12 protein-coding genes are annotated in these 16,387 nt (G+C 74.7%); 7 read left to right on the top strand and 5 right to left on the bottom strand.

The window, feature by feature from the left end:
• Positions 1-73: 73 nt before the first annotated feature.
• On the top strand, positions 74-295 hold the full coding sequence (locus tag Sru02f_RS16725) for a hypothetical protein (RefSeq protein WP_109030814.1): 222 nt from the start codon (positions 74-76) through the stop codon (positions 293-295).
• Between the two features lie 135 nt (positions 296-430).
• Positions 431-2,710 (top strand): catalase CatB, encoded by a 2,280-nt coding sequence (gene catB / locus Sru02f_RS16720; protein WP_109030813.1) that lies wholly within the window; start codon positions 431-433, stop codon positions 2,708-2,710.
• Between the two features lie 54 nt (positions 2,711-2,764).
• On the opposite strand, the gene Sru02f_RS16715 is transcribed toward catB, so the two are convergent.
• Together Sru02f_RS16715 and Sru02f_RS16710 are read right to left on the bottom strand one after the other, a co-directional pair.
• On the bottom strand, positions 2,765-3,646 hold the full coding sequence (locus Sru02f_RS16715) for a diacylglycerol kinase family protein (protein ID WP_109030812.1): 882 nt from the start codon (positions 3,644-3,646) through the stop codon (positions 2,765-2,767).
• 72 nt (positions 3,647-3,718) lie between these two features.
• Positions 3,719-5,317: an FAD-binding oxidoreductase gene (locus Sru02f_RS16710; RefSeq protein WP_167469391.1), complete on the bottom strand. Its 1,599-nt coding sequence runs from the start codon at positions 5,315-5,317 to the stop codon at positions 3,719-3,721.
• Between the two features lie 71 nt (positions 5,318-5,388).
• Between Sru02f_RS16710 and Sru02f_RS16705 the strand changes: the two genes are divergently transcribed.
• Together Sru02f_RS16705 and Sru02f_RS16700 are read left to right on the top strand one after the other, a co-directional pair.
• Positions 5,389-6,006, top strand: a complete 618-nt coding sequence (locus tag Sru02f_RS16705) for a TetR/AcrR family transcriptional regulator (protein ID WP_109030811.1) — start codon at positions 5,389-5,391, stop codon at positions 6,004-6,006.
• Positions 6,003-7,586 (top strand): glycerol-3-phosphate dehydrogenase/oxidase, encoded by a 1,584-nt coding sequence (locus Sru02f_RS16700; RefSeq protein WP_109030810.1) that lies wholly within the window; start codon positions 6,003-6,005, stop codon positions 7,584-7,586. Before Sru02f_RS16705 ends, Sru02f_RS16700 begins: the two co-directional genes overlap by 4 nt.
• A 222-nt stretch (positions 7,587-7,808) precedes the next feature.
• On the opposite strand, the gene Sru02f_RS16695 is transcribed toward Sru02f_RS16700, so the two are convergent.
• A complete protein-coding gene (locus Sru02f_RS16695) occupies positions 7,809-8,087 on the bottom strand; it encodes a hypothetical protein (protein WP_244941822.1) in 279 nt (92 codons plus the stop codon).
• Positions 8,088-8,263: 176 nt separating this feature from the next.
• On the opposite strand from Sru02f_RS16695, the gene Sru02f_RS16690 reads away from it, so the two are divergent.
• Positions 8,264-8,629: an STAS domain-containing protein gene (locus Sru02f_RS16690; protein ID WP_109030809.1), complete on the top strand. Its 366-nt coding sequence runs from the start codon at positions 8,264-8,266 to the stop codon at positions 8,627-8,629.
• An 8-nt stretch (positions 8,630-8,637) separates the two neighbouring features.
• On the opposite strand, the gene Sru02f_RS16685 is transcribed toward Sru02f_RS16690, so the two are convergent.
• Entirely contained in the window at positions 8,638-9,066 is a 429-nt protein-coding gene (locus Sru02f_RS16685) for an ATP-binding protein (RefSeq protein WP_164278868.1), read from the bottom strand.
• 191 nt (positions 9,067-9,257) lie between these two features.
• Positions 9,258-10,601, bottom strand: coding sequence for an endo-1,4-beta-xylanase (locus Sru02f_RS16680; protein ID WP_109030807.1), 1,344 nt, complete (start codon positions 10,599-10,601; stop codon positions 9,258-9,260).
• Positions 10,602-10,858: 257 nt separating this feature from the next.
• Between Sru02f_RS16680 and Sru02f_RS16675 the strand changes: the two genes are divergently transcribed.
• Together Sru02f_RS16675 and Sru02f_RS16670 are read left to right on the top strand one after the other, a co-directional pair.
• On the top strand, positions 10,859-13,426 hold the full coding sequence (locus Sru02f_RS16675) for a SpoIIE family protein phosphatase (RefSeq protein WP_167469390.1): 2,568 nt from the start codon (positions 10,859-10,861) through the stop codon (positions 13,424-13,426).
• A 121-nt stretch (positions 13,427-13,547) separates the two neighbouring features.
• The gene (locus tag Sru02f_RS16670) at positions 13,548-16,295 is read left to right on the top strand and encodes a SpoIIE family protein phosphatase/ATP-binding protein (RefSeq protein ID WP_174855035.1); all 2,748 of its coding nucleotides are present in this window, start codon (positions 13,548-13,550) and stop codon (positions 16,293-16,295) included.
• The last annotated feature ends 92 nt before the right edge of the window (positions 16,296-16,387 follow it).

The following is a 16,387-nucleotide window of genomic DNA, read 5'->3' as shown; positions in this document are numbered from 1 at the left end:
CGCGCTCCCCCGGTGGCGTGCGACGGCCGGGCCGGTGACGCTGGGACGGCACCGGTGAGAAGGAGCCGTCCCCATGCGCAAGTCGTCGTGCACCGTCGTCGCGGCCCTGGCCCTGTCGGTCCTGGGCGCCACCGGAGCGGAGGCCTCGGCGCCGCGCGCGCCGAGCGTGGCGAGCGACGTGACGGCGACCGAGTGCCTCCAGGGCGGCGGGGGGATCGTCGTCACCGCGGACGGGGCCGGGGCCCTCACGGCGTTCTGCCGGGGTGGCATCCACGACGGACAGATCGTCACCTGAGCCAACCCCCTCCGTTTCCCGCGCCCATGCCTCGAGTCCCGAAGGCTGGGTACGCGGTCACGGCCCACCACGGCAGTCGGTACTCGAACACGACCGGGCGCGTGCAGCGGCCCGCCCAGAAACGGAGAAAGGCCGATGAGCGAGGCCAACCCCCTCAAGCGAGTAGCCCGCAAGGTGACCGAGGGCCTGCACGGCGAGGCCGGCGGGCCGCCGGACGGGATCCCCGGCAGGCCCGGCCCCGAGTCGCCCTCCGTCGCCGAGCCCACCGAGCCCCGCGAGCCGCTGCCCCCGAAGCCGGACCAGACCGGCCCGGACACCGTGTCCCCGACCGGTCAGCCCACGGGTGCCGACCAGGCCCGGGTGGCGCAGTCCGGCAGTTACCTGACGAACGCCCAGGGGACCCGGCTGTACGACACCGACCACTCGCTGAAGGCCGGGCCGCGCGGTCCCGTGCTGCTCCAGGACCACCACCTGCGCGAGAAGGTCATGCACTTCGACCACGAGCGCATCCCGGAGCGCGTGGTCCACGCGCGGGGCGCGGGCGCGCACGGGGTGTTCCAGAGCTACGGCACGGCGGCCTCGGTGACCAAGGCCGGGTTCCTGGCCGCGGACGTGGAGACGCCGGTGTTCACCCGGTTCTCCACGGTGGTCGGCTCGCGCGGTTCGTCGGACACCGTGCGGGACACCCGCGGGTTCGCGACGAAGTTCTACACCAGTGAGGGCGTCTTCGACCTGGTCGGCAACAACATCCCGGTCTTCTTCATCCAGGACGCCATCAAGTTCCCCGACGTGGTGCACGCGGCGAAGCCGCACCCGGACCGGGAGATCCCGCAGGCGCAGAGCGCCCACGACACCTTCTGGGACTTCGTCTCGCTGCACACCGAGGCGACGAACCACACCATCTTCTTCATGGGCGACCGGGGCATCCCGCGCTCGTTCCGGATGATGGAGGGCTTCGGCGTCCACACCTTCCGGCTGGTGAACGCGGAGGGCGCCACGACGCTGGTGAAGTTCCACTGGAAGCCGAAGCTGGGCGTGCACTCGCTGGTCTGGGACGAGGCGCAGCTGATCAACGGCGTCGACCCGGACTTCCACCGCCGGGACCTCGCGGACGCCATCGAGGCGGGCGCGTACCCGCAGTGGGAGCTGGGCATCCAGACCTTCCCGGACAACCCGGAGCAGACCTTCGAGGGCATCGACCTGCTGGACCCGACCAACTTCGTGCCGGAGGAGCTGGCGCCGGTGCAGCCGGTCGGGCTGCTGACCCTGAACCGCAACCCGTCCAACTTCTTCGCCGAGACCGAGCAGGTCGCCTTCCACGTCGGCCACCTGGTGCCCGGTATCGACGTCACCGACGACCCGCTGCTCGCGGGACGGCTGTTCTCGTACCTGGACACGCAGATCACGCGGCTGGGCGGCCCCAACTTCCCGCAGCTGCCGATCAACCGGCCGCAGGCGCCGGTCAACGACATGCTGCGCGACGGCATGCACCAGAGCGCCGTGCACCGGGGCGTGGCTCCCTACCGGCCCAACTCCCTGGACGGCGGCTGCCCGTTCACCGCGGGCGCGGACACGAACGCGTTCGTCGAGGCTCCGGTGCGGGTGCCGGAGGGGCGCAAGGTCCGCGAGGCCCCCGAGTCGTTCGCGGACCACTTCAGCCAGCCGCGCCGGTTCTGGCTGAGCATGAGCCCGGTGGAGCGCGAGCACATCATCGGCGCCTACACCTTCGAGCTGGGCAAGTGCTACGAGCAGGCGATCCGGGAGCGGACGCTCCAGGTCCTGGCCAACATCGACCCCGAGCTGTGCGCGGGCGTCGCCGAGGGCCTCGGCCTGCCCGCCCCGGAACCGACGGTGCCGCTGGCCGAGGTCGAGCCCAGCCCGGCGCTGTCCCAGGTGGGCGGCACCTGGCCGCTGGACGGCAGGGTCGTCGGCATCGTGACCGGCGGGGCGGACCTGGAGGGCGTGGGCGCGGTACGGGAGGCGGTGCTGAACGCCGGGATGGTGCCGCTGATCGTGGCGCCGACCGGCGGCACCCTCGGCTCCGGCGACGCCGCGCTGACCGTGCAGCGCAGCTATGTCACCGCGCGGTCGGTCGAGTTCGACGCGGTGCTGATCGCGGGGACGCCCGACATGGGCGGCGACGCGTACACGCCGCGCGACTACAAGGCCGGGCCGGCGCCTGCCGGGCCGGGGACGGTCGACCCGCGGGTGAGCCTGTTGCTGTCGGAGGCGTTCCGGCACGGCAAGGCGATCGGCGTCTGGGCCGGTGGCACGCCGGCGTTGGAGGCGTCGGGTGTCCCGGCCGACGCTCCGGGTGTGATCGTCGCCGACTCCGGCACCGCCGCCCTGGAACAGGTGACCGAGCTGATGGGCTCGCACCGGGTGTGGGAACGCTTCACCACGCCGCGGGGCTGATCCACCGGACCGCGGGGCCGGGCGCCGATCCGGGCGCCCGGCCCCGCGGTGTGTTCAGCACAGGACGCGCAGCGCTCCGGGCAGCACCTTCGCGGTGACGGGTACGACGGCCTCGACCTCGCCGTCGGCGCCGTAGGGTATCGCCCGGTCCGCCTCGATGCGGACCTCCCGGCCGCGCAGGACGCGTACCTGGGGCCGGTGGACGTGGGCGCCCGTGGAGAGTTCGTTCATCAGGGCGAAGAACAGCCGCCGCGGGGCGTCGGCGATCATCACCACGTCCAGCAGGCCGTCGTCCACCCGGGCGGAGGGGGCGACGAGGCGGTTGAAGCCGTAGTAGCCGGAGTTGGCCGCCACCACCGTGTAGCCGCTGAAGGCGTGCTCCTCGCCGTCGACCGTGACCCGGTAGCCCGCCGCACGCCAGCCCGCCACGGCCCGCACCGCCCCCGCGTAGTAGGAGGCGGCTCCGCGCAGCAGCCGCGCGTGGTTGGCGTGCCGGTTGGCGAGCGCGTCGACACCGGCGTACACGCTGCCGAGGACGACGGTGCGGTCGTGGACGGCGGAGGTGACCTCGACGGTGTCGACGGGGCGGGGTTCGCCGTGCAGCAGCACCTCGGCCAGTTCGGCCCCTCCCGTGGGCAGCTCCAGGGCACGGGCGAAGTCGTTGCCGCGCCCGGCCGGTACCAGCCCGAGCACGGTACCGGTGCCGCTGAGGGCGCCGCCGATGCCGCCCGCCATGCCGTCGCCGCCGACCGCGAGCACCACCCGGCCCCGCTCCCCCGCCCGCCGGGCGAGTTCGCGGGCGTGGGCGAGGCTGTGGCTGTACTCGGTCTCCAGCCCGGCCCCCGCCTCCCGCAGCAGGCGGGCCACCCCGAGGAGCGCGGCGGCCGAGGTGGCGCCGCCCGCGGTGGGGTTGACGACGGCGGTGAACTGTCGCATCGATGTGCCTCCGGGCTGACGGGTGGTGCCGGACTGTTGTCTCACGGGGTGGGAGCGTGCCGTTCGGCGGGGTCAGTCCGCCGGCAGCAGGACGCCCGGACTGAGCAGTCCGGCGGGGTCCAGGCTCCGCTTGACGGCGCGCAGGGCCTCGACGCCGAGGGGGCCCGCCTCCCGGACGTACCAGTCGCGGTGGTCGGTGCCCACCGCGTGGTGGTGGGTGATGGTGCCGCCCGCGGCGAGGATCGCGTCGTTGGCGGCGTGCTTGGCCCGGGTCCAGTGCGCCACGGCGTCCGCGCCCTGCGCGGAGACGACCGTGAAGTACAGCGAGGCGCCGTTCTCGTAGACGTGCGAGATGTGGCACATGACCAGGGGCGGGGTGCCGGACTCGGTGAGGGTGGCGGTGAGCGCCTCGCGGACGGCGGCGTACAGGGCGGGGAGGCGGGACCAGAGGGCCGCCGTCTCCAGGGTCTCGGCGAGCGCCCCGGCGTCGAGCAGGGAGTCGCGCAGGTACGGCGCCGAGTAGCGGCCGTGGGCCCAGCGCTCCCCCGGCTCCGCACCGGCGAAGGTGCCGCCGCTCTCGCGCAGCAGCTTGGCGGCGCCCTCGCGGCGGTGCGCGGTGTCCTCCTCGGTGCCCTCGAAGCCGACGACCGCCAGGCAGCCGGTGTCCTGGCGCTCCAGGGAGGCGCCGATGGCGTCGGGCTGGGCGAGGCCGATCAGGGTCTCGGTCTCGTCGGACAGCCGCAGCACCGTGGGGCGCGGGCCGTCCTGGGCGAGGCGGCGCAGGGCGGCGGTGCCCTCGTCGAAGGAGGCGAAGCGCCAGCCCTCGTAGCGGCGGACCTCCGGCACGGGCCGTACGCGCACGGTGACGGAGGTGATGACGCCGAAGGCGCCCTCCGAGCCCAGGACGAGCTGGCGCAGGTCGGGTCCGGCGGCCGAGCGCGGGGCGCGGCCGGTGTCGAGCGTGCCCCGGGGGGTGGCGAGGGTGAGGCCGAGGACCATCTCGTCGAAGCGGCCGTAGCCGGCGGAGGCCTGTCCGCTGGAGCGGGTCGCGGCGAAGCCGCCGACGGTGGCCCACTCGTAGGACTGGGGGAAGTGGCCGAGCGTGTATCCCTGCTCGGCCAGCAGCGCCTCGGCCTCGGGGGCGCGCAGACCGGGCTGGAGGGTCGCGGTGCGGGAGACCTCGTCGAGGTCGAGCAGGCGGTTCATGCGGCGCAGGTCGAGGGCGACGAACGCGCCCTCGCGGCCGGGGGCGAGGCCGCCGACGACGGAGGTGCCGCCGCCGAAGGGGACGAGGGCCAGGTCGTGTTCCGCGCAGGCGGCCAGCACGGCGAGCACCTCGTCGTGGCCGTCCGGGAGGACCACGGCGGCCGGGGTGTCGGTGACGTCGCCGGCGCGCATCCGCAGCAGGTCGGGGGTGGACTTGCCGCGGGTGTGCCGGATGCGGCTCTCCGCGTCCGTGCGCACGTCCCGCGCGCGCTGCCCGACGGCGGCCTCCAGCGCGCGGCGGGCGTCCGGGTCCAGCGGCGACTCGGGTACGTCGATCTCCTCCAGCGGGAGGGGCGCGGCCTCGCGGGGAGCGACGCGGAGCAGCTCGCGCAGCAGCCCGGTCACCGTGTCGGGCAGCGGCGTCGCCCTGGCCGGGTCGCCCCAGCCGTTCCACAGCATGTCCATTGCCTGTCGTCCTCACGGTCGCTTCGAGGGATGCCGTCCGCACCGCCCCACTGGGCGTTACACTGTTACACATGACGCCCAACCGTCACAACCAGTCGACCAGGCCGACCCCCTCCGACAGCGACACGGTGCTGGACGCCGTGCGCGACTGTGTGCTGGCCGTCGGGGTGCGGCGCACGACGATGACCGATGTCGCCCGCCGGGCCGGCGTCTCCCGGATGACGCTGTACCGGCGCTGGCCGGACGTGCGGTCCCTGGTCGGCGACCTGATGACCCGCGAGTGGATCGCGGTGGCCACCGGCGCCGTCCCGGAACCCGCGCAGGACACCGACATCCGCTCGCGGATGGTCGAGGGCCTGGTGGCGGGGGTGGAGGCGTTCCGCGCCCATCCCCTCTTCCGCAAGATCGTCGACGTCGACCCGGAGCTGCTCCTGCCCTACGTCCTCGACCGGCGCGGGGCGAGCCAGGAGGCCCTGCTGGAGCTGCTGGCCGAATCCCTGGAGGAGGGCCACGCCGACGGTTCGGTCCGCCGGACGCACACCGGGCGGCAGGCACGGTCGGTGCTGCTGGTGGTGCAGTCCTTCGCCCTGTCGCTGCGGACCATGGCCGACGAGGACGACGCCGAGCTGACCACCGCCGCCCTGCTCGCGGAGCTGCGCACCATCCTGGAGAGGACCCTCGCACCATGAGCCCCACCAGCCGCCCCGCCACCGGGGCCTCCCTGTCCGCCGCACGGCGCTCGCGCGAGGTGGCCGACACCGTCGGCGGCCCCGTGGTGGACGTCCTGGTCGTCGGTCTCGGCGCGACCGGTGCCGGTGCCGCGCTGGACGCCGCCGCCCGGGGACTGAGCGTCGCCGCCGTGGACGCCCACGACCTGGCCTTCGGCACCTCCCGCTGGAGCTCCAAGCTCATCCACGGCGGACTGCGCTACCTCGCCTCCGGCCAGCTCGACGTCGCGCACGAGAGCGCGGTGGAACGCGGGGTGCTGATGGAGCGCACGGCGCCCCACCTGGTGCGCGCCCAGCCGTTCGTCCTGCCGCTCACGCCGCTGGTCTCCCGCGGCCAGGGCGCGCTGGCGTGGGCCGGGTTCCGCGCCGGGGACACCCTGCGTCTCGCGGCGCGCACCGCACGGGCCACCCTGCCCGCGCCGCGTCGGCTGTCCGCGGTGGAGACCCGCCACCTCGCACCGGCGCTGCGCCCCGACCGGCTGCGCGGCGGGCTGCTCTCCTGGGACGGCAGGCTCACCGACGACGCCCGGCTGGTGACCGCGCTCGCCCGGACCGCGGCGGCCCGCGGCGCGCGGATCCTGACCCGGGTCAGGGCACTGGAGCTGACCGGGTCCGGCGCCCGGGTCCGCGACGAGACGACCGGCGAGGAGGGGGTGATCCGGGCCCGCGCGGTGGTCAACGCCTCCGGGGTGTGGGCCGGCGACCTCGTGGACGGCATCCGGATCCGCCCCTCCCGCGGCACGCATCTCGTCCTGCGTTCCGACCGCCTCGGCCCGCTCCCGGCCGGCCTGCACGTGCCGATCCCCGGCGAGACCAACCGCTTCGTCCTCGTGCTGCCCCAGGACGACGGCCGCGTCTACGTCGGCCTCACCGACGAGCCGGTGGAGGGGGGCGTCCCGGACGTGCCGGAGGTCCCGGAGACCGACGTCGGCTTCCTGCTCGACGTGCTCGGTTCGGTGCTCGACCTGCCGGTCCACCGCGAGGACGTGGTGGGCGCCTTCGCGGGCCTGCGCCCCCTGCTCGACACCGCCCCGTCGGACCGGCCCGGCGCCGCGCCCCGTACGGCGGACGTCTCGCGCCGGCACGCCGTGCTGACCTCGTCCGAGGGTGTGATCACCGTGGTCGGCGGCAAGCTCACCACGTACCGGCGGATGGCCGAGGACGCCGTGGACGCCGCCGTCGCCGCCCGGGGCCTTGCCGCGGGGCCGTCCCCCACCGCCGCGCTGCCCCTGGTCGGCGCCGCCGCCCCGCACGCCCTGGCCGGGGTCCGGGCGCCGCGCCGCCTGGTGCGGCACTACGGCACCGAGGCCCCCGCGGTCCAGGCCCTCGCCGCCCGGGACCCCCGCCTCGCCGAGCGCGTACTGCCGGGCCATCCCGTCACCGGCGCGGAACTGGTGTGGGCCCTGCGCCACGAGGGCGCCCTCGACGAGGCCGACCTGCTCGACCGGCGCACCCGCATCGGCCTGGTCCCCGAGGACCGCGCGGCGGCCCTGGACGCCGTGCGTGACCTCGTCGGCGAGGTCACGGCGGACCTGCGCTGACGACGGAGACCGCACGCCGGCCGGGCCGGGGCGGGCGAAAACGTCCGGGCCGGGGCCCGGGGCGGACCGGACCCACCCGACGACGGCCGAGCGCCGTACGGCCGGTCGGCCACGCGTCGTGGCCCGGCCCGGCGACCCGGCGCGGGCGGTGCCCGGCCGAGCCCCGGGCCGGGTCCGGCCGGGCGGTGCCGCAGGTGACCGCAAGGGCTGGGGCCCGGCCGGTCAGGTGTTGCGGTCGTCGTCCTGGACGGCCTTGCGGAGCTTCGCCTCGATCTTGTGCCGGGACTGGCCTCCCTCCTTGACATACTCCGCCATCGCGGTCCGCGCGTCCCGGTCCAGGTCGCGCCAGGCCCGTACGGCGGTCTCGTAGGTCTCCGACTGCCTCGGGGTCCACTGATGCTGCGTGGGAGGCCCGTACGAGTCGCGCAGCTCCTCGACCCGGTGCTGAGCCAGGTCCGCCGCGCGGCGCTTGTGCACGAGCTCCTCGAATGTGTGTGCCACCACACCTTCGACCGTAGTCAGAGGAACGCCGTCGCGCGCGCCGAGCCCGGCGGGGCCGGGTCCGGCCGATGCGTTCCGGTTCGCACGAGTGGGCCACGCGGGCCGCGAAGGGCCTTAACATCAAGCCACCCGACGACGGCCGGGCACATGCGGCGCACGCGAGAAGTGAGGGCAGTGTGGCGGAGATCGAGGGAGCGGCGGTACCGGAGCGGCTGCTGATCACCCGTACCACCACGGGCGACGGCGTCTGCCTCGTGGTCCTCGCCGGAGAGGTCGATCTCGACGGCAGCGGCCATCTGCGCGACGTCCTGCTGTCGTCGGTGGAGTCCGCCCCGGGCACGGTGGTGGACTTCGGCGAGGTGGGGTTCCTGGACTCCAGCGGCATCAACGTCCTCATCTCCGCGCACCGGGCCGCCGAGTCCCGCGGCGTCTTCTTCCGGCTGGCCGCACCGCGCGACGCCGTCGAACGCGTGCTGCGGCTGGTGGGCGTCGACGCGCTCATCCCCTGCTACCCGAGCGTGGAGCAGGCCCTGACCGCCTGAGGCGCGGGTCAGACCAGCGGCAGGCGCGCGTACACCGTCTTCCCGGTCGCGTGCGGCTTGGTGATGACCTCGCCGCACAGCCGCGTCACTATCTCCAGCCCGTGCCGGCCGACCCGCACGGGGTCACGGGGAAGGAAGGTGGGGAAGGCCTCGGCCGTGTCCGACACCGCGATCTCCACCCGGTCGTCCACCAGGGTCAGCTCCAGCCGGCAGGGGCCGGGGGCGTGCCGCAGCGCGTTCGTCACCAGCTCGCTCGCGACCAGACGGGCGGCGTCCAGGAAGGCGTCCGTCAGGTCCAGGCCCCGCTCGGAGAGTCGCGTGACGAAGCCGTGCACGACGTCCCTGGAGGCGGGGATCATCGCCGATCCGCCGCTGAACTCCACCACCGCGGACACGACGGAGGCGTCCGCGGTGTCGGGTCCGTGCGCCGGAGTCATACCGAGCCTCACCGTCCGGTCCGGGGCCGAGTGGCGGGAGCGGGGGCCCCGGCTCTCACGATACGCACCAGGACGCTGCTCACGAACCCTTTGCCCCAACTTCCGCCGGAGGCGCCGTCTTTTGCGCGGATCCGGCCGACCGCGCCCATGTCCGGCGGAAGTTCGGGCGTGAGGTCGGGCGGACGCCCGGGTCAGGAAGCGGTGCAGCTGCCGACCGCGGGCGCGGCGTCGCTGCCGTTCTTCGCCGCGGTGAACCCGAAGCTGGTCGACGCGCCGGCCGCCAGGGTGCCGTTCCAGCTCGGCCGCACCGTCATCACGTTGCCGCTCCAGGTGGGCGTGCCGTTCCAGAGCGAGGAGACGGACTGCTGGGCCGGCAGCGTGACCGTCGCGGTCCAGGAGCTGATCGGCTCGGCGCCCGCGGTGATGGTGACCTGGCCGTTGTAGCCGCTGCTCCAGTCCGCGGTCCTGGTGTAGGTGGCCGTGCAGCTCGCGCCGTCACCGGGGTCTCCCGGGTCGCCGGGGTCGCCCGCGCCGCCGAGGGCGGACAGGACGGCGTCGTAGGCCGGCTTCTCGTTGTAGTCGCCGTCGAACAGCAGCGGGGTGCCGCCGCTGCGCCACGAGTACTTGTCGGTGACGCCCCACACGGTCATGCCGGTGCAGCGGCTCACCGCCAGGCAGGCCTCGACCACCTTGGTGTAGTCGGCGGCCTGGGCGGAGCCGGAGCCCTCGATGTCCAGCTCGGTGATCTGCACGTCCACGCCGAGGTCGGCGAAGCGCTGGAGGTTCTGCCGGTAGTCGGACGGGACGGGCGAGTTGCTGTTGAAGTGGGACTGGAAGCCGACGCAGTCGATGGGCACGCCCCGGGACTTGAAGTCCTTGACCATGTTGTAGACGGCGTTGCTCTTCGCGTTGACACCGTCGGTGTTGTAGTCGTTGTAGCAGAGCTTGGCGGCCGGGTCGGCGGCGCGGGCGGTGCGGAACGCCTCCTCGATGAAGCCGTCGCCCAGCTTGTCCTGGAAGGGCGAGCTGCGCCGGGCGCCGCTGCCGCCGTCCTGGAACGCCTCGTTGACGACGTCCCAGCTGTGGATCTCCCCCTTGTAGTGGCCCATCAGGCCGTTGATATGGGCGTTCATTGCGGTGCGCAGGTCGGAGGCGCCCAGCGGGCTCACCCAGGAGGGCAGTTGGGAGTGCCAGACCAGGGTGTGGCCGCGCACGTCCATGCCCTGGCTCTGCGCGTGGTCGACGATCCGGTCGGCGGAGGTGAAGGTGAAGCTGCCGCGGCTGGGCTCGGTGGCGTCCCACTTCATCTCGTTCTCTGGCGTCACCGAGCTGAACTCCCGGTCCAGCGTGGCGGCGTAGTCGGTCTCGCCGAGGTGGCTCGCCGCGACGGCGGTGCCGAAGTAGCGGCCCTGTCCGGCGGCCGCGGACCCGAGCGTGTCGGCGGCTTCGGCGGAGTGGGCCGCGGCCGTCAGCGCGGCGGCGGCCACGAGACCGGCGGTGGCCGCTCTCGACAGACGTCTGACGATCATGCTCATGTCATCCCGTTCCTTGAATCGGTGTGCGGAGGCCGTTCGGAAGGGCGGAAGCCACCGAACTTCACCCGGGGAGGTCGAAAGTTTCGGAGCGATTTCCGAATGTCGCGGAGGAGATTACGGACTCCGGTCCGCCGGGTCAACGCCCCGTCACCGCCGGGTCACGCTCACCCGTGCGGTCCGACCGGGTGCGCGACGCCGGGCCGGGGCGCATTCTTGCTGTGTCGCCCGCGCGGCGGCGCACGGACGAGGTGGGGCCGATGAGTACGGGCGCCGAGAACACCGAAAGCACCGCCCGGATGCCGGGACGGCTGACCGCGCTGCTGATCGACGCGTCCACCCGGGCGATCGACGCGGCCGGCGGCCGGGTGGGCGGTGTGTACCTGCGCTCTGCCACGCCCGGCCTGCTGCGGCTGGCCGTCCTCGCCGGACTGCCCGGGCCGCTCTTCCGCCCCTGGTGGCGCCTGCACGCCGACAGTCCGTTCCCGGTCGCCGACGCCTACCGGCTGGGCGTGCGCGTGGTGCTGCCCAACGCCGCGGAGACGATGCGCCGCTACCCGCAGTTCGCGGCCGGTCTCCCCTTCCCCTTCGGGTCCCTGTACGTGCCCGTCGCCGGGGCCAGCCGGACCTACGGCGTGCTGACCGTCCTGCGCCTGCCCGCCCCGGACGCCGCCGACGTGCTGGAGGGCGCGGACCTCGTGGCCGGACTGGCCCAGGAACTGGGCGCGGCCCTGGAGCGGCTGGACGCCGACCGTGACGCCCCGCCGGTCGCCTGGGAGGGCGAGCCGCTGTGCGTACGGCCGCCCGCCTCGGGGCGGCACCCGCAGCACGCCGGAAGTTTCGGCTGGGACCCGGACACCGGCGCCGTCACCCTCGACGAGCCCCTGTGCGTCCTGCTCGGCCTCCCGTCGAGTGCGGCCGGGACCCCGGCTGCCCTCGGGAGGCTCACCGGGGTACTGGCCCCGGACGACGGCCACCGGATCGCCGCGGCGCTGCGGGACACGGCCGCGGGCCGGCCGCCCCGGCTGCCCCTGCACGTGCGCACGGCGGAGGGTTCGCTGCGCCTGGTGGAGCTGTGGCGGCCGCGGTCCGCACCGCCCGGTGGCGGGCCGGTGCGCGGCGCCGTGCGCGATCCCTTCGCCGGCACCGTGGCCGACGCCGCGGCCGACCTGCTGCCGGAGGGCGTCTTCTGCGTGGACCGGCTGGGCACCGTCGTCTACGCCAACCCCCGCGCCGTCCGGCTGCTGGGCAGGCCGCGGGCGAGGCTCCTCGGCCGTTCCCTGTGGGAGGCCGTCCCCTGGCTGGACCAGGCCGCCTACGAGGACCACCTGCGCGGTGCCCTGCTCTCCCCGGACCCGGTCCGCTTCCACGTCCGGCGACCTCCCGACGCGAGCCGCCGCGCGGCACCCCGGCCCTACGAGGGCGACTGGCTCGCCGTCAGCGTGTATCCGGGGCCGGACTTCCTCACCGTCACGCTCCGCCCGGCCAACCGGGTGGCCGACGCGTCCGCCGGTCTCACGCCCGAGCACGGCGCGCCCGAGGACACCCCAGGACCCGAGGCCGGCGGTCCGGCCCCGCCGGTCACCACGACGGCACCGGAGTACCGCCCCATCGTCCTGGCCGTGGCCCTGACCGAGGCGGTCACCGCCCGCCAGGTGTCCGAGGTGGTCGTACGGGAGCTGCTGTCGGCGTTCGGCGGCCGCCGGCTCGCCATCTACCTGCTCCAGGACCGCCATCTGCACCTGGCGTGGGAGACCGGGTTCCCGCCCGGTTTCCTCGCGCCCTTCGAAGGGGTGCCGCTGGACGCCCGGCTGCCCGGGGTGGAGACGCTGACCAGCGGCCGACCGCTGTTCTTCGACTCGATGCGGGCGCTGGCCTCCGCGTACCCGGGCATCCCGCTGGACGCCGCGGAGGGCGCCCGCGCCTTCCTGCCGCTGATCGCCTCCGGCCGCCCGGTCGGCTCCTGCATCCTCGGCTTCGAACGTTCCCGGGGCTTCAGCACCGAGGAGCGCACGGTGCTCACCGCGCTCGCCGGGCTCATCGCGCACGCCATGGAGAAGGCCCGGCGCTACGAGTCCGAGACCGCGCTCGCCCGCGGACTGCAGGAGGTGCTGCTGCCCCGGCGGCTGCCCGCACACCCGCTGCTGGAGACCGCGGGCCGCTATCTGCCCGGCACCCAGGGCCTGGACGTGGGCGGGGACTGGTACGACGTGGTCGCCTCGGGGGACGGCATGGCGCTGGTCATCGGGGACGTGCAGGGCCACGGCGTGCAGGCCGCGGCGACCATGGGGCAACTGCGCAGCGCCGTACGCGCCTTCGCCCTCGGCGACCGGCCGCCCGACGAGGTGATGAGCGGCGTCAACCACCTGCTGGCCGACCTGGACCCGGGTCTGTTCGCCAGTTGCTGCTACATCCGGCTCGACCCGGCCACCGGACGGGCCTGCGCGGCCCGCGCGGGGCACCCGCCGCCGTTGCTGCGCCACCCGGACGGACGCACCGAGACGCTCGACCTGCCGGGCGGGGTGGTGCTCGGGGTGGACCCGGGCGCGCCCTACCCGCTGACCGAGTTCGCCGTCGAGGCCGGCGCCGTCCTCGCCCTGTACACGGACGGCCTCGTGGAACGGCCCGGCACCGACATCGACGAGGGGATCACCGCGCTGCGCCTGGCGCTGGCCAGGGCCGGGGCGCCCGCGGCGCGGCCCGGGAACCGTTCGCTCGCGGGCGTCGCGGACCGGATCGTCGTGTCCGCCCGCCACACCGCGGACCGTCCCGACGACATCGCCCTGCTGCTCGCCACCCGCCGTGCCCGCCCCGGGAACCCCCGGTGAGGGCGGCCGTACGAGACCCGGTGCCGGCCGGCCCGAACGCCCGCGGTTCCGGTCCGGCGGGCTCCCGCGTCACGGGGAGTGCCCCTCGCCTCCGCGGGCCCGGCAGTGTAGACATGGGCACATGGTCCGACTGATGGGTCGATCGGGAGAACGGTCACCCCGTCGTCCCGGCGGCCCGCACGCCCGACACCGGCAGGACGCGGACCGGTCACGGCGGGGAGGGGACGCGAGGCGGCCTGCCTCGGCACTGCGCTCGGCGCTGTCCGGCCGCAGTGTGGCCGGCCAGGTCTTCGTGATGAACGTGGTCATCGTGCTGCTGCTGGTGGTGGCCGCGGCCGTCGCGCTGGTGCTCCAGGTACGGCACGACAGCACCGTGGAGGCCCGCAACCGCTCCGTCTCGGTGGCCGAGACCTTCGCCAACTCCCCCGGCATCCTCCAGGCGCTGCGCAGTCCCGACCCCACGGCGGTGCTCCAGCCCCGCGCCGAGGCGGTGCGCAGGGCGACGGACGTGGACTTCGTGGTGGTCACCAACGACGAGGGGGTCCGCTACACCCATCCCAAGCCGGACCGCATCGGCAAGAAGTTCGTCGGGAACATCGCCCCCGCGCTGGCGGGGAGGACGGTGACCGAGGAGATCGAGGGGACGATCGGCCCGCTGGTGCAGGCCATCGCGCCCGTCAAGGACCCCGACGGCAGGGTCGTGGGTCTGGTCTCGGCGGGCATCACGACCGAGAACGTGGGCGGGGTGGCCGACCGCCAGCTGCCCCTGGTGCTGAGCGCGGCGGCCGTCGGACTGGCCCTGGCGACGGGGGGCACGGCCCTGGTGAGCCGCCGGCTGCTGCGGCAGACGCACGGCCTGGGGCCGCACGAGATGACCCGGATGTACGAACACCACGACGCCGTCCTGCACAGCGTCCGCGAGGGCGTGCTCATCGTCGGCGGCGAGGGCCGGCTGCTGCTCGCCAACGACGAGGCGCGGCGGCTGCTCGCCCTGTCCCCCGACGCCGAGGGCCGGCACGTCGGCGCGCTGGGGCTGCCGTCCGACCTCGCGGAGCTGCTGGCCTCGGGCCAGGCCGCCACCGACGAGGTGCACCTGGTCAAGAACCGGCTGCTGGCCATCAACCAGCGCCCCACGGACGTACGGGGCGGTCCGGCCGGCAGCGTCGCGACGCTGCGCGACTCCACCGAGCTGCGGGCCCTGTCCGGCCGGGCCGAGACCGCCAGGGAGCGCCTGGACATCCTCTACGCGGCCGGGGTGGGCATCGGGACCAGCCTGGACGTCACCCGCACCGCCGAGGAGCTGGGCGAGCTGGCCGTGCCGCGGTTCGCGGACTACGTCAGCGTCGACCTGTTCGACACCGTGCTGGCGGGCGGCCAGCCGGGCGGCGTGACGCCGCTGCGCCGCACCGCGCTCAGCGGGATCACCGAGGAGGTCCCGCTCTATCCGGTGGGCCGGCAGATCCGCTACGTGGACTCGTCCCCGCAGGGCCGCACCCTGAGGACCGGACGGGCCGTCCTGGAGCCCCGGCTCGACGAGGCCCCGGGCTGGCAGGCACAGGACTTCGAGCGCTCCGCGCAGGTGGTGGAGTACGGGGTCCACTCGCTGATCACCGTCCCGCTACGGGCCGGGACCCTGGTGCTCGGGGTGGTGAGTTTCTGGCGTTCGGTCAAGCCCGAGCCGTTCGACGAGGACGAGCTGGCGCTCGGCGAGGAACTCGTCGCGCGGGCCGCGGTCTCCATCGACAACGCCCGCCGCTACACCCGTGAGCACAGCATGGCGGTGACCCTCCAGCGCAGTCTGCTGCCGCGCAGGCTGCCCGAGCAGAACGCCCTGGACGTCGCCTACCGCTACCTGCCCGCGCAGGCGGGGGTGGGCGGGGACTGGTTCGACGTGCTGCCGCTGCCCGGGGCCCGGGTCGCGCTCGTGGTCGGCGACGTCGTCGGGCACGGGCTGCACGCCGCGGCCACCATGGGCCGGCTGCGGACGGCGGTGCACAACTTCACCGCCCTCGACCTGCCCCCCGACGAGCTGCTCGGGCTGCTGGACGAGCTGGTCGGCCGGATCGACCAGGACGAGGTGGCCGACGACGGCACCGCCCCGGTGACCGGCGCGACCTGCCTCTACGCGATCTACGACCCGGTCGCCGGTTCCTGCGTGATCGCCCGGGCGGGCCATCCGCCGCCGGCCCTGATCCGGCCGGACGGCACCGTGGAGTTCCCGGAGGTGCCCGCGGGGCCCCCGCTGGGCCTGGGCGGCCTCCCGTTCGAGACGACGGAACTGCGGCTGGCCGAGGGCAGCCGTCTGGTGCTGTACACCGACGGGCTGGTCGAGGACCGCGTGCACGACATCGACGTCGGTCTGGAGCAGCTGCGCCGGGCGCTGGAGACAGCGGGCGAGACTCCCGAGGAGACCTGCCGGACCGTCCTGGACGCCCGGCTCCCGGACCGGCCGGGCGACGACATCGCCCTGCTGGTGGCCCGGACCCGGGTGCTGGGCCCGGACCAGGTGGCCGAGTGGGACGTCCCGAACGATCCGGCGGCGGTCGCCGAGGTCCGTTCCCAGGTCACCCGGCGGCTGGCCGACTGGGGGCTGGACGAGCTGGCGTTCACCACCGAGCTGATCCTGAGCGAGCTGGTCACCAACGCGATCCGGTACGGCGGCGAGACCGTCCACGTCCGGGTGGTGCGCGACCGCAGCCTCATCTGCGAGGTGTTCGACAGCAGCAGCACGTCCCCGCACCTGCGCTACGCGGCGATGACGGACGAGGGCGGGCGCGGGCTGTTCCTGGTCGCGCAGCTCGCCGAGCGCTGGGGCACCCGCTACACGCCGGCCGGCAAGGTCATCTGGGCGGAGCAGCCGGCACCCTGACGGACGCGGCCCCGGCCCCCGCTCCGTACCAGTTTCGTGCACGACGGGTGCCCCGCACGCCCGTCTTCTGGTAGGAAACTTTCCTATCAGTG

This window comes from Streptomyces rubrogriseus (assembly GCF_027947575.1).
Classification (GTDB): Bacteria; Actinomycetota; Actinomycetes; order Streptomycetales; family Streptomycetaceae; genus Streptomyces; species Streptomyces rubrogriseus.
Note: the sequence above shows the minus strand (reverse complement) of the source record. Positions and strands in the feature narration are given on the sequence as shown.